The organism is Microvirga calopogonii, from assembly GCF_003347665.1.
Taxonomy (GTDB): Bacteria; Pseudomonadota; Alphaproteobacteria; order Rhizobiales; family Beijerinckiaceae; genus Microvirga; species Microvirga calopogonii.
On sequence record NZ_QDGA01000007.1, the window covers coordinates 1 to 24,420 of the forward strand.

At 62.1% G+C, this 24,420-nt stretch carries 22 protein-coding genes; 9 read left to right on the forward strand and 13 right to left on the reverse strand.

What is annotated here, in order from left to right:
• Positions 1 to 622: 622 nt before the first annotated feature.
• Positions 623 to 1,081, reverse strand: coding sequence for a GNAT family N-acetyltransferase (locus DDF70_RS08730; RefSeq protein WP_114944488.1), 459 nt, complete (start codon positions 1,079 to 1,081; stop codon positions 623 to 625).
• Positions 1,078 to 1,719: a glutathione S-transferase family protein gene (locus DDF70_RS08735; protein ID WP_162820295.1), complete on the reverse strand. Its 642-nt coding sequence runs from the start codon at positions 1,717 to 1,719 to the stop codon at positions 1,078 to 1,080. Before DDF70_RS08735 ends, DDF70_RS08730 begins: the two co-directional genes overlap by 4 nt.
• A gap of 102 nt (positions 1,720 to 1,821) precedes the next feature.
• On the opposite strand from DDF70_RS08735, the gene DDF70_RS08740 reads away from it, so the two are divergent.
• On the forward strand, positions 1,822 to 2,232 hold the full coding sequence (locus DDF70_RS08740) for a DUF4345 domain-containing protein (protein ID WP_114944600.1): 411 nt from the start codon (positions 1,822 to 1,824) through the stop codon (positions 2,230 to 2,232).
• A gap of 326 nt (positions 2,233 to 2,558) precedes the next feature.
• Here DDF70_RS08740 and DDF70_RS08745 read toward each other — a convergent pair whose 3' ends face one another.
• The 4 genes from DDF70_RS08745 to DDF70_RS08760 all read right to left on the reverse strand — a co-directional run bounded on the left by DDF70_RS08745 (position 2,559) and on the right by DDF70_RS08760 (position 7,049).
• Positions 2,559 to 3,275 carry an amino acid ABC transporter ATP-binding protein gene (locus DDF70_RS08745; protein ID WP_425374063.1) on the reverse strand — a complete coding sequence of 239 codons (717 nt, stop codon included), beginning with the start codon at positions 3,273 to 3,275 and terminating at the stop codon, positions 2,559 to 2,561.
• Positions 3,276 to 3,353: 78 nt separating this feature from the next.
• A complete protein-coding gene (locus DDF70_RS08750; RefSeq protein WP_114944491.1) occupies positions 3,354 to 4,673 on the reverse strand; it encodes an amino acid ABC transporter permease in 1,320 nt (439 codons plus the stop codon).
• A gap of 8 nt (positions 4,674 to 4,681) precedes the next feature.
• Positions 4,682 to 5,893, reverse strand: coding sequence for an amino acid ABC transporter permease (locus DDF70_RS08755; protein WP_162820296.1), 1,212 nt, complete (start codon positions 5,891 to 5,893; stop codon positions 4,682 to 4,684).
• A 136-nt stretch (positions 5,894 to 6,029) separates the two neighbouring features.
• Entirely contained in the window at positions 6,030 to 7,049 is a 1,020-nt protein-coding gene (locus DDF70_RS08760) for an amino acid ABC transporter substrate-binding protein (RefSeq protein WP_114944493.1), read from the reverse strand.
• A gap of 230 nt (positions 7,050 to 7,279) precedes the next feature.
• On the opposite strand from DDF70_RS08760, the gene metC reads away from it, so the two are divergent.
• A complete protein-coding gene (metC, locus tag DDF70_RS08765) occupies positions 7,280 to 8,476 on the forward strand; it encodes a cystathionine beta-lyase (protein WP_114944494.1) in 1,197 nt (398 codons plus the stop codon).
• Positions 8,477 to 8,496: 20 nt separating this feature from the next.
• Here metC and DDF70_RS08770 read toward each other — a convergent pair whose 3' ends face one another.
• The 7 genes from DDF70_RS08770 to DDF70_RS08800 all read right to left on the reverse strand — a co-directional run bounded on the left by DDF70_RS08770 (position 8,497) and on the right by DDF70_RS08800 (position 15,460).
• Positions 8,497 to 8,862, reverse strand: coding sequence for a lipid-A-disaccharide synthase N-terminal domain-containing protein (locus DDF70_RS08770; protein WP_114944495.1), 366 nt, complete (start codon positions 8,860 to 8,862; stop codon positions 8,497 to 8,499).
• Positions 8,862 to 9,596 (reverse strand): glycosyltransferase family 2 protein, encoded by a 735-nt coding sequence (locus tag DDF70_RS08775; RefSeq protein WP_114944496.1) that lies wholly within the window; start codon positions 9,594 to 9,596, stop codon positions 8,862 to 8,864. The genes DDF70_RS08770 and DDF70_RS08775 overlap by 1 nt, the downstream gene beginning before the upstream one ends.
• A 47-nt stretch (positions 9,597 to 9,643) precedes the next feature.
• Positions 9,644 to 11,353 carry an ArnT family glycosyltransferase gene (locus tag DDF70_RS08780; RefSeq protein ID WP_114944497.1) on the reverse strand — a complete coding sequence of 570 codons (1,710 nt, stop codon included), beginning with the start codon at positions 11,351 to 11,353 and terminating at the stop codon, positions 9,644 to 9,646.
• 166 nt (positions 11,354 to 11,519) lie between these two features.
• Complete coding sequence (locus tag DDF70_RS08785; protein ID WP_114944498.1) at positions 11,520 to 12,929, reverse strand: M10 family metallopeptidase C-terminal domain-containing protein; 1,410 nt, start codon at positions 12,927 to 12,929, stop codon at positions 11,520 to 11,522.
• A 277-nt stretch (positions 12,930 to 13,206) separates the two neighbouring features.
• The gene (locus DDF70_RS08790; protein ID WP_114944499.1) at positions 13,207 to 13,638 is read right to left on the reverse strand and encodes a hypothetical protein; all 432 of its coding nucleotides are present in this window, start codon (positions 13,636 to 13,638) and stop codon (positions 13,207 to 13,209) included.
• 124 nt (positions 13,639 to 13,762) lie between these two features.
• Positions 13,763 to 14,530: a sulfite exporter TauE/SafE family protein gene (locus tag DDF70_RS08795; protein WP_114944500.1), complete on the reverse strand. Its 768-nt coding sequence runs from the start codon at positions 14,528 to 14,530 to the stop codon at positions 13,763 to 13,765.
• Between the two features lie 213 nt (positions 14,531 to 14,743).
• Positions 14,744 to 15,460: a sigma-70 family RNA polymerase sigma factor gene (locus DDF70_RS08800; RefSeq protein WP_114944501.1), complete on the reverse strand. Its 717-nt coding sequence runs from the start codon at positions 15,458 to 15,460 to the stop codon at positions 14,744 to 14,746.
• 183 nt (positions 15,461 to 15,643) lie between these two features.
• Here DDF70_RS08800 and xylB point away from each other — a divergent pair, with 183 nt between their 5' ends.
• The 7 genes from xylB to DDF70_RS08835 all read left to right on the forward strand — a co-directional run bounded on the left by xylB (position 15,644) and on the right by DDF70_RS08835 (position 24,420).
• On the forward strand, positions 15,644 to 17,113 hold the full coding sequence (gene xylB / locus DDF70_RS08805) for a xylulokinase (protein ID WP_114944502.1): 1,470 nt from the start codon (positions 15,644 to 15,646) through the stop codon (positions 17,111 to 17,113).
• Positions 17,114 to 17,360: 247 nt separating this feature from the next.
• Positions 17,361 to 18,890 (forward strand): sugar ABC transporter ATP-binding protein, encoded by a 1,530-nt coding sequence (locus tag DDF70_RS08810; RefSeq protein ID WP_114944503.1) that lies wholly within the window; start codon positions 17,361 to 17,363, stop codon positions 18,888 to 18,890.
• Positions 18,887 to 19,918 carry an ABC transporter permease subunit gene (locus DDF70_RS08815; protein WP_114944504.1) on the forward strand — a complete coding sequence of 344 codons (1,032 nt, stop codon included), beginning with the start codon at positions 18,887 to 18,889 and terminating at the stop codon, positions 19,916 to 19,918. Before DDF70_RS08810 ends, DDF70_RS08815 begins: the two co-directional genes overlap by 4 nt.
• Before the next feature lie 128 nt (positions 19,919 to 20,046).
• Positions 20,047 to 20,982: an ABC transporter substrate-binding protein gene (locus DDF70_RS08820; RefSeq protein ID WP_114944505.1), complete on the forward strand. Its 936-nt coding sequence runs from the start codon at positions 20,047 to 20,049 to the stop codon at positions 20,980 to 20,982.
• Between the two features lie 78 nt (positions 20,983 to 21,060).
• Complete coding sequence (locus tag DDF70_RS08825; protein WP_114944506.1) at positions 21,061 to 21,756, forward strand: L-ribulose-5-phosphate 4-epimerase; 696 nt, start codon at positions 21,061 to 21,063, stop codon at positions 21,754 to 21,756.
• A gap of 48 nt (positions 21,757 to 21,804) precedes the next feature.
• Positions 21,805 to 23,406 (forward strand): ribulokinase, encoded by a 1,602-nt coding sequence (locus DDF70_RS08830; protein ID WP_114944507.1) that lies wholly within the window; start codon positions 21,805 to 21,807, stop codon positions 23,404 to 23,406.
• Between the two features lie 63 nt (positions 23,407 to 23,469).
• On the forward strand, positions 23,470 to 24,420 hold the full coding sequence (locus DDF70_RS08835; RefSeq protein WP_114944508.1) for a carbohydrate kinase family protein: 951 nt from the start codon (positions 23,470 to 23,472) through the stop codon (positions 24,418 to 24,420).

Consider the following 24,420-nt stretch of genomic DNA (forward strand, 5'->3'; position numbering starts at 1 on the left):
CCGAAGGAGCGCCAGGCCTCGAAGGTCCAAGGCGGCCAGGCCCGAAGAACCCCGCCGCCGATGCAGAGGATCTACCCGAACCCCTGCCGAAGGTCAACACCTGTTTCGAAGATTTTCTCTCGAAACCGGCGCCGCCGCCGTCGTCCATAGTATTCGGACAAGCTTCATCGCTCGCAGAAGCGTATTCGCCTCCGCGTGATCATCATCCGGACCAGCCGATGCCAGCCGAATGCTTCCCAGTGTCGTCAGAGGAGCCCTGGAACCTGGCCAGATACTGGCCGCCCCGGCTCGTGGCGCCGATCGGGATCCCGCAGGATCCGCAATCCCGACCCGACCCAGCGGCCGGATCCAACGATCCCGCCCCGGCCCGCGTCGCTCGTGCTTGAAGCCCGCCCGAACCAGCCGTCCGGCGGGGCTGCCGATATGTCCAGTCCAATCCCGTTTGTCAATAGCCGGCACACGAGCAATCTCGCCATACCAAAAGAAGCCCCCTCCCCGCTTTCCTGCGAAAGCAGTCCCCAATCGGGAGACAGGAGTATCGCGCGGGAGAGGTCGTGTTGGTGGTTATCGGGATATCGCCTTGCTCGCCATGGAATAACGGCATGTAGCGAGCTGCCTCGGATCAAAGCCTTTTCTTGAATCCCTCGTGGCTGCGGGCAAACCCCAGCCTCTCGTAGAAGCGGTGTGCATCCTTGCGGGTTTTGTTCGAGGTCAGCTCCATCGCGGCAGCCCCTTGAGTGCGGGCATGATCCGCGGCGAATGCGATCATCTGCGCACCAATGCCGCCGGAACGGCGAGCCGCCTTCACCTTCACACTCTCCACCTTCACGCGGGTTGTGCCGCGCGCGGTGAGATTGGGGATGAAGGTGAGCTGAAAGGTGCCGACGACTTCGCTGCCGTCGACAGCCACGAAAAGCCTGTTGTCCGGGCTCTTCTGAATGGCCCTGAAAGCAGCCTCATAGACTGGCCGCGTCTCGTCCGACCAGACATCGCCGTGCGAGCCCAGCTCGTCCTCCTCGTGCAGGCGGATGATCGCTTCGAGGTCGCCTGCCTGCGCTTCGCGGATCGACAGGTCGGTCATGCGGCTACCCGGGATTCCATCGGCAGCAGGTCTTTCTGGGCTTTGAAACCTGGCAGAGCCTCGACGCGCCCCGTCCATGCACTCACCCGGGGATAGGCCGCGAGTTCGATCCCCGCCTGGTTGGAGAAAGTCACAACCCCATAGATGTCGATATCGGCGATGCTCACAGCCTCGCCGACGAGCCATGTGCGACCCGCGAGATGGTTCTCCAGAACGCTCAGGGCGTTCTTGGCCGCAGCAACGCAATCTTCGAACACGTCGGGGGAGGCCTGACGGAAGCCGATCTTGATCACGCGAGCCTTGTACAATGGCGCCGCGAGACGATCGAAATCCCAGTACATCCATTCACGCACCTGCAGGCGCTCGTCGAGATTGGCGCCCCCGAACCGGCCCATCATGTCAGCGAGATATTCCAGGATTGCCGCCGACTGGCACAGCTGTCGACCATTGTTGCGATCGACCAGCATGGGCACCTGACCGTAGCGCTGTCTGAACAGGTACGAAGGCTGCTTGTGCTCGCCGCCCATCAAGTCGACATGCACGTAGTCGAAGGGCTCACCCAGGAGCGACAGGGCAAGAGCAACCTTGTAGGTCGGTCCCGAGAAGGCAAACCCGTGCAATTCGAACCGTGTCGGCATAATGCATACCCACATGAGAAAATTCTGTGGCCGGAGACCCTAATCGATTGTCTCGCGTCCGGGAAGGAGCAGAATCTCATGGAAAAGGAGGTCATGACCAGGATGGAACGCGAGCGGAAACTGTTGCAGCAGAGCGTGGCCGTCGTCGCCACCATACCCATCGCGACCGGGCTTTATGGGGTGCTGTTCGGGCAGGCGCTCACGGGCGACGCCGTGAGCATTTCGGCCGAGAGCCACTTCCGGTTCCTGTCCGGACTGCTCCTCGGCATCGGTCTCTGCTTCTGGAGCACCCTGCCCTCCATCGAAATCAGGACGGGCAGGTTCCGGCTTTTGACCCTGCTGGTCGTTATTGGTGGCGTGGGCCGCCTGATCGGCCTTGGGCTGACCGGCCTGCCCTCCCTGTTCATGGTCGGCGGATTGATCGTCGAGCTCATCGTCGCGCCGGCGCTATGCCTGTGGCAGACCCGGGTCGCCAATCTGTATGCGGATGAATACGGCGTCGCGGAGGTCTGAGAGATCGGCGCATCGTGCCACCGGAAGGCCGCACCGGTGGCCCGCGGACCCGTCAGTGAAGGGTGGGCCCGGGCTACCCTTGCCAAGGGTGCCGCGGCAAGAGGGTGCAGCATCTGATAGGATCCCGAAAGCCGACCTGTTTTTCCGTTCGATGCATCCGCTTCCGGCCAAGAGCATCGAACGCAAAAGTGGGAACCGGTTTTGCGTGGAAAGATGCAGGAAAGCAAAAGCTTAGAGCATCGGACGTGAGTTCGAATTTGCGTCCGATGCTCTAACGAAAAGGCCCCGTACATTGCCGGGGCCTCTTGCATTCCGATGGGCGCGTCTCAATGCAGGATCTGAGACAGGAAGAGCTTGGTACGCTCGTGCTGCGGGTTCTTGAAGAACTCGTCGGGCGTGTTCATTTCCACGATCTGCCCGTAATCCATGAAAATCACCCGGTCGGCTACCTGCCGGGCGAAGCCCATCTCATGGGTCACGCAGAGCATGGTCATACCCTCGTCGGCGAGACCCACCATGGTGTCGAGCACTTCCTTCACCATTTCCGGGTCGAGCGCCGAGGTCGGCTCATCGAACAGCATGATCTTGGGGCTCATGCAGAGCGAACGGGCGATTGCCACACGCTGTTGCTGACCGCCGGAGAGCTGGCCCGGGTACTTGTTCGCCTGCTCGGGGATCTTGACGCGCTTCAGGTAGTGCATCGCGATTTCTTCCGCCTCCTTCTTGGGCATCTTCTTCACCCAGATCGGCGCCAGAGTGCAGTTCTCGAGAATCGTCAGATGCGGGAAGAGGTTGAAGTGCTGGAACACCATGCCGACGTCGCGACGCACCTCGTCGATGCGCTTGAGATCGTTGGTGAGCTCGACACCGTCGACGATGATACGGCCCTTCTGGTGTTCCTCCAGGCGGTTGATGCAGCGAATCATCGTGGATTTGCCGGAGCCGGAGGGCCCGCAGATCACGATGCGCTCACCGCGGCCCACGTTCAGGTTGATGTCCCGCAGGACGTGGAACTCCCCATACCATTTGTGCACGTCGATCATCTGAACGGCGGCCTCGGCCTTGGGGTCGATATCGACGGAACGGGCGGTTTGGGATGACATTGTCGTAGCCATGAGTGTTTACCGTTTCTGACCAGCCGCAAGGCGCCGCTCGACTCCGAGCGAATACCGGGACATTCCAAAGCAGAAGATGAAGTAGAACAGGGCCGCAAAGGCATAGCCCGTGATGCCGATGGTGGGAGCCGCCCAGTTCGGGTCGATACGGGAGGCTTCGATGGTCTTCACCAGGTCGAAGATGCCGACGATGGCCACAAGCGACGTATCCTTGAACAGCCCGATGAAGGTGTTCACGATGCCCGGGATGACGATCCGCAGCGCCTGCGGCAGGATGATGAGGCTCATCATCTGCGGATAGTTCAGCCCCAGGGACATGGCCCCTTCATACTGGCCCTTCGGCATGGCCTGAAGGCCGCCGCGAACCACCTCGGCCATATAGGCTGAGGCGAAGAGCGCAGTGCCGATGAGGGGCCGCAGCAGGCGGTCGACCGTGATGTCGCCGGGAAGGAAGAGCGGCAGCATGGTGTTCGCCATGATCAGCACGGTGATCAGCGGCACGCCGCGCACGAACTCGATGAAGATCACCGAGGCCATCCGGATGATGGGCAGCTTGGATCGCCGCCCAAGGGCCAGCACGATGCCGAAGGGGAGCGACACCACGATGCCCACAGTCGCCACCAGCAGCGTCACGAGGATGCCGCCCCACAAGGATGTGGGCACATGGGCGAGGCCGAAATCGATGTCGACAAGGGCCAGGGTAATGCCGATGACCGCCACGATGCCGCCGCCCATGATGAGCGCCGGACGCATCGACGTCTTGAGCAAGGCGGCAAGGAAGGCGAACAGGGCGATCACCAGTGCCCCGAAGATCGCGAAGCCGATCCAGAAACGAACACCGAAATCGGCATTGCCGCCGGTCAGGAGCACGTAGGATACGACCGGGAAGATCCAGAAGAAGTAGACAGCCCCCAAATCCCGGCGCGGCGCCCTGAGCCACAGCAGCCAAGCCACACCGATGGCCAGAAGGGCGAAGAAGACGTCGACCCGCCAGCGCTCGGAAATCGTGTACGAGCCATAGATGAAGTAGTTGATCTTGTCCCAGATGAAGGCCCAGCAGGCTCCGGTCTCGCTGCCGCCTGAATCGGCCCGGCACGCGGCCCGGTCAGTGCCGGTCCAGACCGCATCGATGAAGAGGAAGCGCACCAGCGGCGGGACGCTGACGTACAGGAGGTAGAAGACCACCAGCGTCAGCACGGTGTTGAACGGCCCGGAAAACAGGTTTTCCCGAACCCAGGCGATGGGACCGCGAGCAAGATTGGGCGGAGGCAGCGCCTCCACCTGCTTGGCGCGGACGAAACGGGGCACGTCGACGGCGGTGCTCATGCGATCTCCTACCGTTCGACGATCGCCACGCGGCGATTGTAGATATTCATGATGAACGAGGTCACGAGGCTGATCGTCAGGTAGACGCCCATGGTGATGACGACGACTTCGATGGCCTGCCCCGTCTGGTTGAGCACGGTTCCCATGAAGACCTGCACGAGGTCGGGATAGCCGATGGCTACGGCCAAGGAGGAATTCTTCGTCAGGTTCAGGTATTGGCTGGTCAGCGGCGGAACGATGACGCGCATGGCCTGCGGGATCACGACGAGCCGCAGGGTCTGCCCGGGGGTCAGACCGAGGGAGCCGGCGGCTTCGGACTGCCCTTTCGACACGGCGAGGATGCCTGCACGGACGACTTCGGCGATGAAGGCTGCCGTGTAGGTGACCAAGCCGAGCAGCAGCGCCACGAATTCCGGCAGGATCTGCATGCCGCCCGCAAGGTTGAAGGTGCCCTTGCGCGGTAACTCGAAGGTGATGGGATTCGCGCCGATCAGGGCGAGAACGATCCAAGTGAGGATCGGCAAGCCGAGAACCAAGGCCAGCGTGACCTTTCCGACCGGATATTGCCGCCCAGTCTGTTCCTGCTGCTTCCTGGCCCAGCGGCGGTAAACGAAGGTACCGACGAGACCGATCACGAAGGCCCCAACGAGAACCGAGATATTGGTGCCCCAAATGGGCTTGGCCATGAAGAGGCCGCGGGAGTTCAGATAGAACCCGGCCCCCATCTCGAGGGAATTACGCGGCTGCGGCAGGGCGCCGAGGACGGCGATGTACCAGAACAGCAGCTGCACCAGCAGAGGAATGTTCCGCAGTGTCTCGACGTAGACCATCGCGACCTTGGCCACCATCCAGTTCTTGGACAGACGGGCGATGCCGAGCAGGAAGCCAAGGATTGTCGTGAAAAAGATCCCGATGGCGGAAACGATCAACGTGTTGAGAAGGCCGACGATGAAGGCGTCACCGTAGGTGCCGCCGGCCGCGCTGAACTGGATCAGCGTCTGGCTGATGTCGAAGCCGGCCGTGTTGTTGAGAAAGCCGAAGCCCGAGGCGATCTTGGCCCGCTGCAAATTCTCGATGGCGTTGGTCGCGGCCACATAGAACAGGAAGACGATCGCTGCGACCACAACGACCTGGTAGAAAATCCCACGAACCTTCGGATCGTACAGGAACGATTTTTGGGGGGGCGATGTCTGACTGACAACGGTCTGCACTGAGTTCATCCTCTGACGGCTTTTTATTTTATACCTGCCGTCCTCCCCTGTTCATGCGGCCAATGCTGTCACGAACGGGCGGCTTTTTGTTGTTCTTTGAGAGAAGGACGCCCGGAAATTCCGGGCGTCCTGATCTTGGACAGGCTTAGCGAACCGGGATGCCGTATTGCAGGCCGCCCTTGGTCCATTGGGCGTTCTGGCCGCGCTTGATCTTCAGCCTGGAACCTTCGCCGACGTTCTTCTCGAAGATCTCGCCGTAGTTGCCCACGTGCTTGATGATGCGCACGGCCCAATCGTTGGTCAGACCGGTGGCCTCACCGAACTTGCCTTCCGTACCGAGAAGACGCTTGATCTCCGGATTCTCAGAACTCTTCATCTGCTCGACGTTGGCCTTGGTCACGCCGAGCTCTTCCGCGTTCAGCATCGCATAGTGGGTCCAGCGGACGATATCGCCCCACTGGTTGTCGCCATGGCGGACCGCCGGGCCGAGGGGCTCCTTGGAGATGATCTCGGGCAGAACGATATGATCGTCCGGAGCGGAAGCGCGCAGACGCTCGGCATAGAGGCCGGAGGCGTCCGTGGTGAACGCATCGCAGCGGCCGGCGTCATAGGCCTTGAACGTCTCGTCCGAGGTTGCAAAGGCCACCACTTCGTACTTCATGTTGTTGGCACGGAAGTAGTCGGCAAGGTTCAGTTCGGTCGTCGTGCCCTGCTGGGTGCAGATCGAAGCGCCGTTCAGCTCCTTGGCGGAGGAAACGCCGAGCTTCTTGCGGACCATGAAGCCCTGGCCGTCATAGTAGTTGATGACCGGGAAATCGAGGCCGAGCTGCGTGTCGCGCGACATCGTCATGGTGGAGTTGCGGGACAGCACGTCCACCTCGCCGGACTGGAGCGCCGTGAAGCGGTCCTTGGCGGCGAGCGGGATGAAGCGAACCTTGGTCGGGTCGTCGAAGATGGCCGCGGCGATGGCGCGGCAGAGATCGACGTCGAGGCCCGTCCAGTTGCCCTGAGCGTCCGGCTGGCCAAAACCGGCGAGGCCCGTGTTCGAGCCGCAGGTCAGGAAGCCCTTTTGCTTCACGCTGTTGAGTGTCGCCTGTGCCGAAGCGCCCGTTGCGAACAGGCTGGCCGTCAGGCCGAAGGCAATCGATACGAGAGCCTTTTTCATGTTGGTATCTTCTCCCAATAGTTCGACATGGCTCGGCCGTTTTTGGTTATTACCCCCCAGCCGCGCCCGGATAGACCGTTCCGCGCCGCCTCGGTTGAGACGGCATCGAGATCCATCACATTCCATGATTAATCACTGGTCAAGTCTTGATGAAAGGCATTTCTTGCCTGACTTGACGGCAGAGGCTGCCCGGTCTCTGATCCAGGTCTCCTCAGCAAGCCCTTGAAGCAATGTCAAAACTCCCTCCAAAGCCCCAGAACATCTCCGAACGCACCCGCCTCGTCCATGCCGGCCGGGAGCCGTTCGAGCAGCACGGTTTCGTGAATACGCCCATCTATCGCGGCTCGACCGTTCTCTATCCGACGACGGACGATCTGCTGCACCGCCGCGGGCGCTATTCCTATGGAACGAAAGGGACTCCGACCACGAACTCCCTGGAGACTGCTTGGACGGAGCTGACGGGCGCGGCCGGTACCGTGCTCGCTCCTTCGGGGCTCGCCGCCGTCACGGTTGCCCTTATGTCATGCCTGAAGGCGGGCGACCATCTTCTGATGACGGATTCGGTCTACCTGCCGACCCGGCAGTTCTGCAACGGAATCCTCAAAAATTTTGGTGTGGAAACCACCTATTACGACCCGCAGATCGGCGCCGGTATCGAGGCTTTGATCCGCCCGAACACCACGGCCGTGTTCACGGAGGCTCCCGGCTCGCAATCTCTCGAGATGCAGGACATCCCCGCCATTGCCGAGGTGGCGCACCGGCATGGGGCGGTGGTCCTGATGGACAACACCTGGGCGACGCCCCTGCTCTTCCCGCCCCACGAGCGCGGCGTGGACCTCGCCATCGAAGCCGGCACGAAATATTTGAGCGGGGGATCGGACCTGCTGCTCGGCCTGGTCTCAGCCAATGAGCGCTGCTTCAAGCGCCTGCGGGAAGCCTACGATTCCTTTGCCATGTGCCCGGGACCTGAGGACGTCTTCCTCGGACTGAGAGGCCTGCGCACCATGGCCCTGCGTCTGCGGGAGCACGAAAAGCAGGCGCTCGAGCTGGCCCGATGGCTCGAAGCGCGGCCCGAGGTGGCGCGTGTGCTGCACCCGGCCCTGGAGACCTACCCCGGCCACGAGATCTGGAAACGCGACTTCAGGGGTTCGTCCGGCCTTTTCTCGGTCATTCTCAGGCCCTGCTCCGACCAAGCGCTTGCTGCCATGCTCGACGGACTTTCCCTCTTCGGCATGGGCTACTCCTGGGGCGGGTTCGAAAGCCTCGTAATTCCCTTCAACTGTGCGACCTACCGTACGGCGACCAAATGGGAGCCGGGCGGCCATGCACTCCGCTTCCATATCGGGCTGGAGGATCTGGAGGATCTGAAGCGGGATCTCGATGCAGGCTTCGCGCGGCTCAGGGAAACGAACGCGAAGGCAGCTTAAGGATCGCCCGGTTTCGGCGGCTACCCTGCCGAAGCCTCCACCTCGGAGCTGGAGACGATCTGACCCTGGGCCTTCCTTTTATGCTTCGCGATCAGCATCATGTTGCGGACATAGATGAAGATGGAGAAGACCTGGGGCAGGATGATGACGATGTCGCGCCGGGCAATGCCGTAGACCATCGTCATCAAGCCACCCACGATGGAGAGGATCCAGAATCCGACAGGGATAACGCTCCTTTCCGCCTTCTCGCTGGCGACCCATTGCACCAGAAAGCGCGCGCCGAACACGAACTGGGCCAGCACGCCGAAGGCTGCCCACAGGTCGAAGCGGGCGATGACCACATCGTAGAAGAAAAGTCCCAGATCATGGGAAAGACGCATCAACATCAGACGATTTCCTGAGCAGCGGGAACGCGGCGGCGGCGCCGGATCAACCACCAGACTCCGGCTAAATCAAGGATGCCGACCCATAGCCGGTCGAACATGCCATAATTGGAGCGGCCCGCATGCCGGGGCCGGTCGACCACATCCACGTGGGCGATACGGAACCCCTCGCGTTTGACCAGGGCGGGCATGAAGCGGTGCAGGGCGTCGAAATATGGCAGTCGCAGATAGACGTCCCGCCGAAAGGCTTTGAGCCCGCAGCCCGTATCCCGCGTCCCATCCTTCAGGATTCGCCCGCGAATCCCGTTGGCGATCCGGGACTGCCACTTCTTGTAGGCGCCGTCCTTGCGCCCCACCCGCTGCCCTGCCACGAGAGCGACCTGCGGATCGTCGAGCGCCGCCACGAGCTGGGGAATGAAAGCCGGATCGTTCTGTCCGTCCCCGTCAAGGGTGACCACGATGGGACCCCGAGCGGCATGAACGCCGGTGCGAACGGCCGCGCTCTGGCCGCAGCTCGCCTCGTGCCGGACGAGGCGCAGCCACGGTCGCGTGGCGCGGGCGCTGAGGACCATCTCCACGGTTTCGTCCGTGGAGCCGTCATCCACATAAACCACCTCGAAGGGCCCGAGCGGTGCGCAGGCGCGCTCGATCTCCTCGACCAGCGGGAGGATGTTGAGCGCCTCGTTCTTGACGGGCACCACGACGCTGATGCGGGGTCCCGGGGAAAGTTCAGTCATTCTTTACGGGCCATTCCTGGCCGCCTCTTCGAAGAGGGGACGAAGCTCTAGAACCCCGTCCCATAGACGGCGATATCGACCCGCCGCCCGCTGTTGATATTGAATCCCTGGATCCGGGTCGAGAGCGTGGGCTGCTGTTTCAGCCGCTCGTTCTCCGTCCGGAACTCCGCCTCGTATCGCTTTTCCACGAATACGACACGGCACCCGCCCTGTTTCAGGAATGCGGAGGCCTCGACTCCCGAATCGATCATCTCAAGGTTCGTACCCGTCAGAAAGACGAGGCTTGGCTCGCGGTAGCCGAGGGTTCCAACCTGCGGATCCATGCACGGCACGTTGTGAGCCGCCTCGGCGAGCCGGCCCGAAACCTTGAGGGAGCGCAGGTCGAGCTGGGCGAAACCGAAGACCCCTATCGCCAGGAAGATGGACGACACGAAGCTCGCCCAGAGGGTCGGAACCATCCGGTTCTTCACGAAGGACCACCAGGCCCAGAGCGCAAGCAGCGAGGAGATGACGAGGAACGGAAGGGCCCGGAAGGGGATCATCCTGTCGAATGTCCATCCGATCGCGGACAGGCCGATCGTCAGCCCCACCGGAATGAAGGGGATAAGCACTGTCGCGAACTTGGCAGCAGGACGGTGGGGTCCGACGAAATGACGCGCGATGGCCATGACCGTCACGATCGCAACCGCCGGCAGGAGTGGCAGCGTGTAGTGCGGGAGCTTGGTCGGAACCGCCTCGAACACGATCCAGGAAGGCACGACCCAGGCAAGGGCGAAAGCCACAGGCTCTTCGCGGCGGTGGATCCATGCGAAGGGCACCGCGATGGCCGCCAGAATGGCCCCAGGCCAAAACGTAGCGAAGAACGAGATCAGGTAGAAGCCGGGCGGCGCCCAATGGACCTTCTGAGCCGCGCCGACCTTGCCCAGCATGTCGTGTCCGATGGCCTCCGCGTAGAATGCGCCCCCGGTGTTGATCGCAATGGCGATGAACCAGGGAAGAACGACAACGAGCGTGAAGGCCAGCCCCTGCCAGGGCTTCAGGGTCATCAGCCAGCGGCCCGACCGCTCCTTGTAGGACAGCACGGCAGCGGCGAGGCCCGCGAACATGATGACGAGCGGGCCCTTGATGAGGATCCCTAAGGCAAAGCCGGTCCAGAAGAGCCATAATGCCCGTCTCGGCAGGGTCCCTGCCCCACGACTCAGATAGGCCCGGGCCAAACCGCCCATCACCGCCACCGAGCAGGCCGTCAGCATGGCATCCGTCTTGGCCAGGCGCGCCTCGACCATCAGGATGACGCAGGTCGCCATGAGCGCTGCCGTCAGGAACGCCCCTCGCCGTCCGAAGAAGGCCAGCGCCGCCCAATAGGTCAGCAGAACCGTGGCGATGGCGCCGAACAGGGAAGGAATCCGGTAAAGAGCGATCGTGGTCCGCGCCTCCGGCACGCCCAGCGCCTGCCCGATTGAAACGGTGGCGCTCTGCATCCAGTAGATGCCGACCGGCTTCTTGTTCCGCGCCTCGTCCTGGAAGCGAATGTCGACGAAATCCCCTGTCTCCAGCATCTGCTTGGAAGCCTGGGCATAACGAGGCTCATCCCGGTCCATGGGCTGCAGGGTCGTAAAGCCCGGCAGGAAGCAGGCAAGCGACAGCAGCACGAGAACGGCGCAGAGGCGGGCATGGCTCCGCTCGACGACACTCGTCAGCTGGGCAACGGAGAGGTAGCGCAGAGACATCCGCTGCTGGGGGACAGAACCGTCCATCAATCACTCCGGAGGCGGGCAATCCTTCGTGCCGGCAAGGTTTCCCATAGGCACAGGTTCATCAAACCGCGTGATGTCCTCTAAACCCGGCGGGAAGTCAAATTGACGGAATGTAGCGGTGCTCCCTGAGCGTCCAGGAGCAGGTGGTCCGGGCCCGGGCGCGGCCTCAGATGATCCGGAAGTCGCCAGCGGCCATTTTCAACCCCTTGTCCAGCTGAGCGAATCTGATCGGGCTGCTGTCTCCGGTCCCATCGGCGTCGTAATAGAGTGCGCCTGTCTTCTTGTCATAAATGATCCGGTCGGACGGGTCATGGGCCTTGGACCCGGTCCAGAATGCCGCAGATGGAAGCTTGCCGGCACGGCTGAGATGCAAAAAGGCTGCATTCTCGAGATAAATAATGTCGTCCGTCACCGAGAAATCCACAATATGGTCCAGGTTGGCGCTCTTCCTGGGGTTCGTGTCGAAGACGAAGACGTCCTTTCCCTCTCCGCCGGTGAGAACGTCCCTGCCGGCGCCGCCATGAAGCGTGTCGGCTCCGTCGAGGCCGCTGAGGCGGTCTGCGCCCGGTCCTCCCCTCAGTGTGTTCGGGGCCGCATTGCCGACGAGCACATCGCTGCCCGTCCCGCCCACCGCATTCTCGATAAGCGACCTGACGTCCCCGTTATACAGGAGAGCGTTGGCAATACTGCGTCGGGCCGGCCTCCCGCCGCCGAGATCGGCAAGCTGCTGGGCCGAGGTTGTCGACCACTCGCCGGGCCGCAGGTCCACGCTCAGACCGACCCTGTAGTTCGAGAAGTCGAAGGTATCGTTCCCTCCCCCATCCCAGAGGGTCATGAAGACCCTGTTGCCTCCCGGCGCACCCTGCCCCACCCCGTCGATGAAGGTCTCACCGGTGGACGGGCTCCAACGATAGGTCGTGTCTTCACTGCGGGTGGAGAAATCCGCGCCATACATCCGTTGCAGCGCGGCGATGTCGTACATCATCAGGGTCTGCCCGAAGCTCCAACCTTCATTCTCGACGTAGCGTCCGGCCGCCCCGACATAGGACCTGTAGGTCGTCAGCGAATACTCCATGGAGTCACGGTCCGGCGTCATGGCTCCGAAGCCGGTTGCCTCATTGCCATGCTTCAGGCCGATTTGATGAAGTATCTCGTGGATGAAGACGTAATAGGCATAGTTTCCGGGAATCGGCAGATCGAACCAACCGCCGCTCGTCCGAAACCAAGCATCGCCCGCTTCCGGTGCCTTCGTCGGAAGGTATGTCCATGCAGTATTGGGCTCATCGGATCGTGCCAAACGTAGATCGGCTTGCTGGCTCGATGTCTCCTGGATTTCGACGAAGCTCAGGTCAGTCACGTCCGAGATCATCGCGAAGACTTTGCGGACCGTTGCGCTCTGAATAGCGGTTAGCGGTTGGAAATTGTTCTGATTTTCTCCGTTACCGTAACGGCCTCCATAGATGTTGGCCGCGGAGGGGAAGCTGTAGGTCAGATCGAGGCTGTCCCAACGTTCCCCGGACAGGACACCATCGATGTCCTGATCGTAAGTTCTGTCCACGGGAGCGGTGACTGCCATTTCAATTCCCCTTGAATTGACTAGCAGTTATCGCCGTGCGCCCTTCTTCTGGATAATCAGCAAGTAGTAACAATGTTTGCGTTTATGTATAACTACCGATTGAGTACCACTCTCAATTGCTGGCAATAACCTGGATGCTCTGTCATGTGATCAGAATGCAAATTTGAGCATCACCTTTGCACGTAGTAATTCAAGCAACGCCCTGCCCTGGTGGGCTTAATCCTCCCATGGACTAGCCCACCAGATCTGCCTAATCGGTGAGAACCTGCTACCCAGGCTATCGAAACCAGCCGAAATAAAGCGCCCAGAGACTGGGGGAACGGATTCCGCGCACCCGACGGGCCGCTTCGTCCGCCCGCATGGCCTCGCCGCCATGGCACGAGCACAGTACGATGTGGGCGTCGTGCTCGGAGATTTGGAAGAAATCCACCGCATCTCCGAAGGTATCGCTGCCCAGTCCCGCGTGACGGAGGACCGGATCGGAATAGGCCACCGACAGGGCCGAGCCGTCGGCCCGAAGGGCGAGACGCTGGGCCTTGGGCTTCCACTCGATTTCATCCAGGGTTCTGAGGATGCGATCCGGATCCTGTTCCAGGAGCTCGACCCAGCGGTCGAGCCGTTCACGCTTCGACAGGACCGGCGCTTTGACTTCCCCGGGAATCTTCAGATCGGCAACGCTACTGAGTTCGGACAGAGGCCTGTGTTCCATGCTCCCCTCCTTGCAGAAGAGCGGCTACGAGCACCCACCAGCTACAAGCTCAACCTGAAGCCTATGGAAAAGTTCGAAGACAAGCCCATACGCGAGCGCTGATTTTTTGTGCATTCCAACGTCGTCAATGAGCCTTCAGCAAATGCACGACAGCTGGCATTCCAAGCGACACTCCGGACAGGAAGAGCAGGCCAAGCACGATCAAACGCATCGTAGCGGCTGAGAGCGGCGGAGGCCAGCGGCGGGCCGCGTGGGTTGCCCCCATGACGACCGGGACGGCGAAAAGTCCCGTCAGAGTCGACGGCGACGGGAGGTTGCCGGAGAAGATCACGAGACCGTTCCGGAACACCGCGTTGAGCGCGAACACCGTCACCAGGGTTTCCCGTATCGTCACCTGGGGCATGGGTTGCCGGTAGAAGTGATAGACGAGCGGCGGCCCGGCGGTCGAGAACAGCCCACCCATCAGGCCCGCGATGCTGCCGAAAAACATGAACGAACCGTCGCTGGATCTCCCGGGGAGCGGCTCGGGCTTTCGGGCGAGCTGCAGGCTCGAGACGATGATCACGAAGCCGAGGATAAGGCGCAGAATGTCGGCCCGCGTTCCGGCAAGCCATTCCAGCAGCCAGTAGCCGACGAAAAGCATGGGAATGCTGGTCAGCATGACGACGCGGAATTCTCGCCACGCCACGTCGCGCCAGCCTTTGTGGAGCATCTGAACGGCGTTCACGAAGGTGAGCGCACTCACGAGCATCGCCGCATCAGGAAGGGACAGGAGGCCCGTGAGACCGACGCCACCCATGGTGATCAGGCCGAAGGCAAAGCCGGTCAGGGTCTGGATGTAGGCGGCAATTCCGGTCAGCGCCAGAAATCCGATCAGCTCGACGAACGACATGCCTCAAAGTCCTTCGGGCAGTCGGATGTCCTGACAGCCTCGCACGGGTTTCAAACCGCCGAGTGCCGGGAGCCGCCGCCGGAGAGCGGCAGGGTTCCGCAAGGATGTACTGCGCGCCTGCTCACAAATTGGTGAGGCGAAGGCATAGATCATCGTGCGGAAAAGTGAAATGCACTTTTCCGCACGTTACTCAGGCACATAGTGAATGGATCGTCAGACCGTTGCCGAGTGATCGTGATCGGCGCGGGTCGTTCCCATCAGCTCGGCGAGCCGATTGCGGGCGCGATTGACGCGGCTCTTGATCGTCCCGACTTTCACGCCCAAGGCTTCCGCAGCATCCTCGTAGGACATGCCTTCGGCGCCGATGAGGATGATCGCCTCACGTTGCTCCTGCGGCAACTTCTCGAGCGCCGTGGAGAGATCCTGAAGGGCGAGCTTGTCCTCCTGGTCGGGGATCGCGATCATGCTAGCGGCATGAGTGCCATCGCCGTCCTCCACCTCGCGGCTGGTCTTGCGGTGGGTTGAATAGAAGCCGTTTCGCAGGATCGTAAAGAGCCAGGCCTGCAGGTTCGTGCCGGCCTCGAACGTGTCCTGTTTGGTGAGAGCCTTCAGAACCGTGTCCTGCACCAGATCCTCCGCCTGATCGACCTTGCCGGTCAAAGAGAGAGCGAAGGCCCGCAGGTTCGGCAGCGCATCCATGACGCCGTTGATGAATTCCTGGTCGACCGGCTCCGTATGAGCGCGGATAACCTGGGCCACGCGATCGGCCAGGCGCGCGAGATCGCGTGGCAGCTTGTCCTCTGCGGGATCGCCGTAGAGGGCACGCAACTGTTTCCCAAGATGCAGCCGCACGGCAGCGCTCAGCGCGGCCGCCGAGTGAGCAGCATCGGGGCGGGTGAACTCAGACTGGATTTTGGAATTCTGTGGCATGCCGGACTATCTGGTGCATGCCGTTGCCATTTAAATATCCGAGCGACATTTCGACCATGAGATTTTTTCATGGCCTCGCCTCTGGATTTTATCACCTGTATGCCTAAGCGGCAGGGCTGAGCTATATGCTCTTTCGAACATGAGGCCAAACCAAGGCCATTAACCTTTCAAGGAGCATGCGGCGTGCCCCATTATCTCGGTATCGATGTCGGCACTTCAGCCGTGAAGGCGATCCTCGTGGACGAGCGGCAGACAGCGGTTGCGGAAGCGGACGTCCCCCTGCATGTCTCGCGGCCACACGATCTCTGGTCCGAGCAGGATCCGGACATCTGGTGGGAGGCGGTTCAGGCAGCACTCGATCAACTGCACACCCGGTCCGCGTCGGCGCTGGCAGATGTACGCGGCATCGGTCTCTCGGGACAGATGCATGGCGCCGTCCTTCTTGACGAGAATGACCGACCTCTCCGCCCCGCTATTCTCTGGAACGATGGCCGATCTTTTCAGGAGGCGCAGGAGCTCGGCGACAAGCATCCGGAGCTATCCCACGCCATGGGCGTCATCCCGATGCCCGGCTTCACCGCACCGAAGCTCGTCTGGCTCGCCCGCAACGAACCGGAAGTCTTCCGCGCCGTCCGCAAGGTGATGCTTCCGAAGGACTATATCCGCCTCAAGCTCACCGGCGAGATCATGACGGAGATGTCTGACGCCGCCGGCACTTGGTGGCTGGACGAGGCAAAGCGCGATTGGTCCGACTTGGCGCTGGCCGCGACAGGGCTCGGACGCGATCAGATGCCGAGGCTCGTCGAAGGTTCGCAGGCATCAGGTATCGTTCGGGCCGATGTCGCTGGGCGGTGGGGTCTGCGCAGCGATGTGGTCGTGGCCGGCGGCGCGGGCGATGCGGCAGCCGGGGCCGTGGGCCTCGGCGCCATTGAGGATGGATCGGCCTTCATTTCGCTCGGCACATCTGGACAGCTTTTCGTCACCACTCAGGATTTCAGCCCGGCTCCCGAGGCGGTGGTGCATTCCTTCTGCCACGCAGTGCCCGGCCGCTGGTTCCAGATGGCCGCGATGCTGAACGCCGCAAGCTGCCTGGCCTGGGGAGCCCAGCTCCTGAAGCGGGACATCGGTGAGCTGCTGCAGGAGACCGAAGCCGCCTATCGGAAGCCGTCGCCCCTTCTCTTCCTGCCTTATCTCGCGGGGGAGCGGACACCGCATAACGATCCTTACGCACGCGGCGTGTTCTTTGGGCTCTCGCCGCAGACGCAGCAGACGGACTTCGTCCAGGCAATCCTTGAAGGCGTGGCTTTCAGTTTCGCCGATGCTAAGGAATGTCTCGCACAGGCGGGCACGCCGCTCACTTATGCGGGTATGATCGGAGGCGGGTCGAGAAGCGTCTTCTGGGCCAAGATCTTCGCCAGCGTGCTGGACGTTCCGATGCTGCGCTATCAGGGCAGCGACAAGGGACCTGCCTTCGGTGCGGCGCGATTGGCACGCCTGGCAGTAACCGGAGAATCTCCCGAAACGGTGTGCACGCCACCCGACATCCTCGAAACCATCGAGCCGCAGCCGCAGCTCGTAGACCTTTATCGTCCCAGGATTGAGGCTTTTCGCAACCTGTATCGCGCGCTGAAGCCGGAATTCGTGCGGTCCTGAAGGACGCGCGAATTAGAAACAATGTATCCTAATGTCGACGAACTAACGTCATGAGCAGTGACATTGCCTGCAAATTTTTGTGGGCTGTGTTCCACGGCTATAAAGGAGGGATTGAAACCCGATTGAATTGAGACATTTAGGGCAGTCAAGATCCCTTCTGATCCGGTCCGAAATTTGGCATGATAGAGTCTTCAGGGTTCAAGGCTGAAAACTGCCGCCCCAATAACGCGCCTTTAGGGAAACGCCCATGACAGGATCCACTCCGATCCTCGAAATGAAAGATATTTCCAAGACGTTCCCAGGCGTCAAGGCGCTGACGAACGTCTCTCTGACCGTCTATCCGGGAGAAATCCATGCGCTGATGGGCGAGAACGGCGCCGGCAAATCGACGCTGATGAAGATCCTCTCCGGCGCCTATCAGGCAGACCCGGGAGGAGAGATCCGCATCAACGGCCAGCCCGTCGTCATCGACGGCCCGCTGACGGCACGCCATCACGGCATCTCGATCATCTATCAGGAACTCTCCCTCGCCCCGAACTTGACGGTCGCCGAGAACATGCTTCTCGGGCGGGAGCACAAGTCCGGCCCTATGGTCGACAGGCGCTCCATGGAGAAGGCCTGCAGGACGGTCCTCGAACGATTGGGCGTACACTTCAAGGCAACCACGAAGGTCAGCGAATTGTCGATGGCCGAGCGGCAGCTCGTGGAGATCGCCCGCGCCCTCATCGCGAACTCCCGCATCCTGGTCATGGACGAGCCCACGACCTCCCTTTCCTCCCGCGAAACGGAGGCGATGTTCGCGCTCATCCGGCAGCTGCGGGCGGAAGGCCTTGCCATCATCTATATCAGCCACCGCATGGCAGAGATCTACGAACTGGCCGAACGCGTCTCGGTGCTCCGGGACGGTTCCTATGTCGGCACTCTCGTGGGAGACGAGATCTCGGCCGAGCGACTCGTGCAGATGATGGTCGGCCGCGACCTGTCGTCCTTCTACAAGAAAGAGCACGATGCCCATCAGAGCCGCGGGCCCGTGATGTTTGCGGTGCGCAACATGGGTGACGGCGTGCGCGTGCGCGATTGCTCCTTCGAGCTGCATGAAGGGGAAGTCCTTGGGATCGCCGGCCTCGTCGGTGCAGGTCGCACGGAGCTGGCGCGTCTCATCTACGGAGCCGATCCGCGCACCAGCGGCGAGGTCTATCTCCAGGGCAAGCCGCTTTCGATCAACGAGCCCGAAGATGCCATCCAGTCCGGCGTGGTCTATCTCACCGAGGACCGCAAGCATCTCGGTCTCTTCCTCGACCTGACCGTGCGGGACAATGTGAATGTGAACGTGTTGAGCCGGGATGCCCGTGCCGGCGGCGTTCTCAACCTGAAAGCCGCCAGGCAGCGAGCTGCGGCTGCGATCCGGGCTCTCGGCATCCGTGTGGCGGGCGACGTGGTGCCGGTCGGCAGCCTCTCCGGCGGCAATCAGCAGAAAGTCCTTCTCTCGCGTCTGCTCGAGACGAAACCCAAGGTCCTCATCCTCGACGAGCCAACCCGCGGCGTGGACATCGGCGCCAAGTCGGAAATTTACCGGCTGATCGACAGCCTCGCCCGCAACGGCGTCGGCGTCATCGTCATCTCCAGCGAGCTGCCGGAAGTCGTCGGCATCTGCGACCGCGTGCTGGTGATGCGGGAAGGACGACTTGAAGGTGAGGTCGGCGGAGCCGGCCATCCGCCCATGACACAGGAAAACATCATTGCTATCGCCACAGGCGTAAGGGAAGCTGCCGAATGACATCCCCCAACGAGACCAGCGCCGGCATGCAAGCGACCGGAGTCAAAGGCGCCGACCCGGCATCCGAAAGCCTTCAGCGCCGCCTTGCCTGGCGCTCCACTCTGCAGGCCATCGGCATGCTGCCGGTGCTCATCATTCTCGGCGTCGTGTTCGAGCTCATGTCGGGCCGGTTCCTGAGTTTCCAGAACCTCTCGATCGTGATGCAGCAGGCCTCGATCAATACCGTGCTCGCGGCCGGCATGACCTTCGTCATCCTGACCGGCGGCATCGATCTGTCGGTCGGATCCATCCTGGCCGCCGCCGCCATGGTGGCGATCCTGGCCTCGAAGATCCCGGATTGGGGCATGCTCGGCATTCCCGCGGCCCTGCTGATGGGTTTGGGCCTCGGCCTCGTGAACGGTGCTCTCATCGCTTACGCGAAGCTGCCGCCCTTCATCGTTACGTTGGGCTCCTTGACGGCCGTGCGCGGCTTCGCGCGCCTGCTCGGTGAAGACACGACCCAGTTCAACCCGGAACTGCCCTTCGCCTTCATCGGCAACGGAACCCTGTTCGGCCTGCCTTGGCTGGTATGGATCGCCTTCGCCGTGGTGATCCTATCCTGGTTCATCCTGCGAAGGACGGTGCTGGGCGTCCATATCTATGCGGTCGGCGGCAATCCGGACGCGGCTCGGCTCACCGGCATCAAGGTCTGGGCCGTCCTGCTGTTCGTCTATGCCTTCTCGGGATTGGCGGCAGGTCTAGGCGGCGTCATGTCGGCGGCGCGCCTGTTCGCCGCGAATGGATTGCAGCTCGGACAATCCTACGAGCTCGACGCCATCGCGGCTGTCATCCTCGGCGGCACCAGCTTCGTCGGCGGCATTGGGTCGATCTGGGGCACGCTCATCGGTGCGCTCATCATCGCCATCCTGTCGAACGGCCTCATCCTCGTAGGCGTCTCCGACATCTGGCAGTTCATCATCAAGGGGCTCGTGATCATCGGGGCCGTGGCGCTCGACCGCTACCGCCTCAAGGGTTCGGCGCGCACCTGATCAAGAGATACCAGCGCCCGGCCCGGGCGCTTGTATGAACGACCTCCCGGACAGCAAGCACAGGCTCCGGGAGGCGTGGAGCACAAAGACACCTGCAAAGACACTTGCAAGGATACTTGGAGGAACCAATGGCACTTTCCCGTCTTACGCTGAGCCTTGCCGTCGCTGCCGTCCTGGCGGCTCCGGCCTATGCCAAGGACGTCAAGAACGTCGGCATCTCGGTCGGCCTGCTCGGCAACCCGTTCTTCGTCGCGACCATCAAAGGCATCGAGGCCAAGGCGAAGGAGATCACTCCCGGCGCCAAGATCACGTCCGTGTCGGCGGATTACGACCTGAACAAGCAATTCACCCAGATGGACAACTTCACGGCGGCCGGAACGGACATCGTGATGATCAATGCGGTCGACCCGAAGGCGATCGAGCCCTCCGTGAAGCGCGCTCAGGCGGGCGGCATGGTCGTGGCCGCCTTCGACGTGGCTGCCGCAGGTGCCGACGTGACGGTGATGACGGACAACGTCAAGGCCGGCGAACTCGCCTGCCAGTACATCGCCGATAACATCAAGGGCAAAGGCGACGTCCTCATCGTGAACGGCCCGCAGGTCTCCTCGATCACGGACCGCGTGAAGGGCTGCAAGAACGTCTTCTCGAAATACCCGGACATCAAGGTCCTCTCGGACAACCAGGATGCCAAGGGATCCCGTGAAGGCGGCTTCGCCGTCGGCCAGAGCCTGCTGACGCGCTTCCCGAAGATCGATGCGGTCTTTGCGATCAACGACCCGACCGCCATTGGCATCAATCTGGCGGCCAAGCAGCTCAACCGCAACGAGTTCATCATCACGGCGGTCGACGGTGCCCCGGATATCGAGACGGAGCTGAAGTCGGGTAATTCCCTGATCAAGGCCTCGGCCTCCCAGGATCCATACGTCATGGCCGCTCAGTCCTATGAACTCGCCGTCGGCATCGTGAACGGCAAGAAGCCCGAGAAGAACGTGATCCTGCTCGAGCCCAAGCTGATCACCGCGGACAACATCAAGGACTACAAGGGCTGGCAGGCCGTCCGCTGATTTCGTTTGACATCCGGCGGCCATGGCGCGAGCTGTGGCCGCCGTTTTCCGTTCATGGGCCTTTTGAGGACGCATCCGATGTTGAAGCAGCTGCGCGAACAGGTTCTGGAAGCCAATCTGGAAGTGGTTCGGCGCGGGCTTGTTCTTTACACCTTCGGCAATGTCAGCGGCATCAGCCGCGAGGACAATCTCGTCGTCATCAAACCGAGCGGCGTTCCGTACGAGCGCATGAAGGCCGACGACCTCGTCATTACGGATTTTGAGGGCAAGATCGTCTGGGGCGAGCTGCGCCCCTCTTCCGACCTCGACACCCATATCCATCTCTACAAGGCGTTCCCCGAGATCGGCGGGGTGGTGCACACACATTCGGAACACGCCGTGGCCTGGGCTCAGGCCTGCCGTCCGATTCCGGCTCTCGGCACCACTCACGCCGACTACTTCTACGGCCCGGTTCCGATCACTCGCGAGCTCACCGCCGACGAGATCAAGAACGATTACGTCCGCGCAACGGGTGTTGCGATCACGGACGCTTTCGGCAATCGCGATCCCATGGAGGTGCCCGCAGCCCTGGTCGCCGGGCATGGCCCCTTCGCCTGGGGCAGGACGCCCGACGATGCCGTCCACAACGCCGTCGTGCTGGAGGCGGTCGCCCGCATGGCAATGTACACACTCTCCCTGCAGCCGAACGTACAGGGCGTCTCACAGGCGCTGCTCGACCGGCATTATTTCCGCAAGCATGGCGCGACGGCGACCTATGGCCAATCCGAGAAATAGCCTCCCGCTTCCTTCTGAACCGCATATGCCCCGTTTTGGGAGATATAGATGGCCGTTGTAGCCGGTGTCGATTTTGGCACTCTGAGCGTAAGGGTCACCCTCGTCGATGATCGCAAGGGCCCGCTCGGCCTTGCCACGGCGGAATACCCGCTTCACCGCAAGCGCGAAAATCCTGACTATGCCACCCAGGCACATGCCGATCACATGGATGCGCTGGCGCGCGCCATGCGCGGTGCCCTCGACTCGGCAGGCGTGAAGGCAGAGGACGTGGCGGCCCTCGCCATCGACACCACGGGCTCCAGCGTCGTGATGGTAGGGGAAGGCCTTGAGCCCCTCGACGAATATTACCTCTGGTGCGACCACCGGGCGAAATCCGAAGCCGAGGAAATCACCCGGATTGCGCATCTGGAAGGACTTGAAGCCATTCAGTGGTGCGGCGGCGTCTATTCGCACGAATGGGGCTTCTCCAAGCTGCTGCACTGGCTGCGCAACAATCCCGGCAAACGCGACCGCTTGGTGACGGCCCTCGAGCATTGCGACATGGTGGCGGCGACCCTTACCGGCGTCACGGATCCCCGACAGCTCAAACGCAGTATCTGCGCCATGGGCCACAAATGGATGTGGAATCCGCGCTGGGGTGGCCTGCCCCCGCAGGAATTCCTCTCCAAGGTCGATCCGCTGTTCGACGGCATTCGCGAGAAGCTTGCGGGCGAATACGTCACCTCCGATGTCGTCGCGGGCCACCTCACGCGGTACTGGGCTGAGCGACTCGGCTTGAAAGCCGGCATTCCGATTCCGGTCGGCGCCTTCGATGCCCACTGGGACGCCATCGGCGCAGGCTGCCGCGTCGGCGACGTAGTGAACGTCGTCGGCACTTCGACCTGCATCATCGCGATGGCCGAGGACACCAGTTTGATCCAGGGCGTATGCGGTGTCGTGCCGGGCAGCGTGGATCCCAAGCTCGTTGGTATCGAGGCCGGGTTGTCCGCCACCGGCGACATCTTCGAAGCGATTGCCCGGCGCGCCAACACGAATGTCAAGGAACTCTCCAAGGGCCTGGAGCAATACCGTGCCGGCCAGACAGGCCTCATGCGCCTGACCTGGGACAACGGCGACCGCACGGTCCTCGTAAAGGCGGATCTCGGCGGCATCACGCTCGGCTGGAACCTGCTGCACACAGCCCAGGACGAGCTGTTCGCCGCCATCGAAGGCACGGCCTTCCACACCCGTATCATCCTCGAGCGCATGGCCGAGGGCGGCGTGCCGGTCGAGCGGGTCATCAATGCGGGCGGTATTCCCCAGCACAACGCGGTCCTGAACCAGGTCTACGCCAATGTGCTCGGCCGGCCTGTGCTGGTACCGAGCGGAATCCCGACGGGCCTTGGTTCCAGCATCTTCGCGAGCCTCGCGGCCGGATCGCACCCTGATCTCGATAGCGCACAGGCGGCGATCTGCTTGCCCTTCCGGACCTTCGAGCCGGACCCGAAGGCCCATGCCGTCTATGAGCAGCTCTTTGCCCATTACAGAACGCTCTATTTCGGCTTCGGCGGTGTCTCTGGACCCGTTTCCCTGGATCATATATTGCGCGACCTCAAACGGATCGCGGCTCTTCCCTCGGAGCCGGTTCCTCCCGATGCGATGCCCGCGTAATTCTGGGCGGACTGAGCCGGTTGGGTCCATGAGTTTCGTTGAGGTTTAGTCGGGAGGCTTTTGATGATCCTGGTTTGTGGCGAAGCCCTGATCGATCTCTTTATAGGAGCGTCCAACCCGACCGGCTTTCCTGCGGAAGCCGTTGCAGGCGGCTCGCCCTACAATGTCGCCATCGGCATCGGGCGCCTCGGCCGCCCCTCGGCCTTCCTCTCCACTCTGTCGGAGGACGTGTTCGGCAGCTTCCTGGCGGAGAAACTCGCCGAATCCGGCGTCAGCTCCGCCTACCTCCAGCGTTGCCCGAACCACACGACACTTAGTGTGGTCGCGACGAACGCCTCGGGGCAGCCGCAATATTCCTTCTATGCTCCGAACTCCGCGGACAGGGCCCTTAAGCCCGAGGCGCTTCCGGCCCAGTTGCCGCCTGATGTGAATGCCATCGCGGCGGGCTCCTATGCCCTCGGGGTCGAGCCCATCGCGAGCGCCATCGAGACTCTGCTTCGTCGCGAGGCCGGATCTCGCGTGATCTCCCTCGATCCCAATGTCCGCCCGCGGGTCGTCGGCGATCTGAATGCGTACCGGGAACGCTTCGAGCGCCTGCTTGCTTATGCCGACATCGTGAAGGCGAGCGACGAGGACGTCGAAACCCTTTACGCCACCCGCGACTTGGCCTCTGCTGCCCGCGCTTGGCTTCAGCTCGGACCGAAGCTCGTCATCGTGACTCGTGGCGAGAAAGGCCCCCTTGCAGCCTTCGGCGGCTTGGTCGTGGAGCGCCCCGCTCCGAAGATCGAGGTGGTGGATACGGTCGGTGCGGGCGACACGTTCCATGCCGGCCTTCTGTCCTGGCTCGATGCCAACAACCTGCTCACGCCTGCAGGAATCGCTGGATTGGCGGCCGAGCAGGTCACGCAAGCCCTCGATTTCGCAGCCGCCGCGGCCGCCATCGTTTGCACCCGCCGCGGCGCCAATCCGCCTTCATGGGCCGAAGTCGAACAATTCATGGCCTCACGCGCCTGA

Bases quoted from the DNA above. Each gene is read 5' to 3' on its own strand.
- DDF70_RS08730 (WP_114944488.1), bottom strand. From the start codon at position 1,081: ATGACCGACCTGTCGATCCGCGAAGCGCAGGCAGGCGACCTCGAAGCG.
- DDF70_RS08735 (WP_162820295.1), bottom strand. From the start codon at position 1,719: ATGCCGACACGGTTCGAATTGCACGGGTTTGCCTTCTCGGGACCGACC.
- DDF70_RS08740 (WP_114944600.1), top strand. From the start codon at position 1,822: ATGGAACGCGAGCGGAAACTGTTGCAGCAGAGCGTGGCCGTCGTCGCC.
- DDF70_RS08745 (WP_425374063.1), bottom strand. From the start codon at position 3,275: ATGATCGACGTGCACAAATGGTATGGGGAGTTCCACGTCCTGCGGGAC.
- DDF70_RS08750 (WP_114944491.1), bottom strand. From the start codon at position 4,673: ATGAGCACCGCCGTCGACGTGCCCCGTTTCGTCCGCGCCAAGCAGGTG.
- DDF70_RS08755 (WP_162820296.1), bottom strand. From the start codon at position 5,893: ATGAACTCAGTGCAGACCGTTGTCAGTCAGACATCGCCCCCCCAAAAA.
- DDF70_RS08760 (WP_114944493.1), bottom strand. From the start codon at position 7,049: ATGAAAAAGGCTCTCGTATCGATTGCCTTCGGCCTGACGGCCAGCCTG.
- metC (WP_114944494.1), top strand. From the start codon at position 7,280: ATGTCAAAACTCCCTCCAAAGCCCCAGAACATCTCCGAACGCACCCGC.
- DDF70_RS08770 (WP_114944495.1), bottom strand. From the start codon at position 8,862: ATGTTGATGCGTCTTTCCCATGATCTGGGACTTTTCTTCTACGATGTG.
- DDF70_RS08775 (WP_114944496.1), bottom strand. From the start codon at position 9,596: ATGACTGAACTTTCCCCGGGACCCCGCATCAGCGTCGTGGTGCCCGTC.
- DDF70_RS08780 (WP_114944497.1), bottom strand. From the start codon at position 11,353: ATGGACGGTTCTGTCCCCCAGCAGCGGATGTCTCTGCGCTACCTCTCC.
- DDF70_RS08785 (WP_114944498.1), bottom strand. From the start codon at position 12,929: ATGGCAGTCACCGCTCCCGTGGACAGAACTTACGATCAGGACATCGAT.
- DDF70_RS08790 (WP_114944499.1), bottom strand. From the start codon at position 13,638: ATGGAACACAGGCCTCTGTCCGAACTCAGTAGCGTTGCCGATCTGAAG.
- DDF70_RS08795 (WP_114944500.1), bottom strand. From the start codon at position 14,530: ATGTCGTTCGTCGAGCTGATCGGATTTCTGGCGCTGACCGGAATTGCC.
- DDF70_RS08800 (WP_114944501.1), bottom strand. From the start codon at position 15,460: ATGCCACAGAATTCCAAAATCCAGTCTGAGTTCACCCGCCCCGATGCT.
- DDF70_RS08810 (WP_114944503.1), top strand. From the start codon at position 17,361: ATGACAGGATCCACTCCGATCCTCGAAATGAAAGATATTTCCAAGACG.
- DDF70_RS08815 (WP_114944504.1), top strand. From the start codon at position 18,887: ATGACATCCCCCAACGAGACCAGCGCCGGCATGCAAGCGACCGGAGTC.
- DDF70_RS08820 (WP_114944505.1), top strand. From the start codon at position 20,047: ATGGCACTTTCCCGTCTTACGCTGAGCCTTGCCGTCGCTGCCGTCCTG.
- DDF70_RS08825 (WP_114944506.1), top strand. From the start codon at position 21,061: ATGTTGAAGCAGCTGCGCGAACAGGTTCTGGAAGCCAATCTGGAAGTG.
- DDF70_RS08830 (WP_114944507.1), top strand. From the start codon at position 21,805: ATGGCCGTTGTAGCCGGTGTCGATTTTGGCACTCTGAGCGTAAGGGTC.
- DDF70_RS08835 (WP_114944508.1), top strand. From the start codon at position 23,470: ATGATCCTGGTTTGTGGCGAAGCCCTGATCGATCTCTTTATAGGAGCG.